This window comes from Halorubrum sp. SP3 (assembly GCF_005435195.1).
Classification (GTDB): domain Archaea; phylum Halobacteriota; class Halobacteria; order Halobacteriales; family Haloferacaceae; genus Halorubrum; species Halorubrum sodomense.
In genome coordinates this window covers 1-429 of the sequence record NZ_SGTU01000402.1, presented here as the reverse complement: position 1 = coordinate 429, position 429 = coordinate 1, and the positions used below count along the sequence as shown (strand labels likewise).

Genomic DNA, 429 nt, shown 5'->3' with positions numbered 1-429 from the left:
GACCGCGATCTCCGTGAGCCCGAAGGGGTTCTGCCACCCCGGCTCGGCGACGAACCGCGAGTGGGTCAGCCCGTACAGCGCGTCCGGGTCGAAGGGGTCCGTCTCCACGAACTGCCCGACGTAGACGTCGAAGTTCTGGTTTATCAGCACCTTCCGCCAGAGGTCGGTCTGTCCGACGGTGTTGAGTCGGACGTCGACGCCGACGGCGGTCAGGTGCTCTTCGAGCTGTCTCACGATGCGGATGCCGTTCGGGTCCGCGTCCGCGGGCGTGGTGTTGATCTCTAAGGTCAGCTGCGAGTGGGGGTCCCGTCCGGCGATGTTCTCCGTGCGACCGAGACAGCCGGCGCTGGCGGCCGCGAGGCCGAGTCCGGTGAGCGCGGCTCGTCGGCTGATCGGTCGCGCCATCGGTTCGTCTCCCCCTGTTTTCCG

General features: G+C 67.8%; 1 pseudogene. It reads right to left on the bottom strand.

The window, feature by feature from the left end:
• Positions 1-405: pseudogene (locus EXE42_RS17005) on the bottom strand (ABC transporter substrate-binding protein); the annotation flags it as partial.
• Between the last annotated feature and the right edge of the window lie 24 nt (positions 406-429).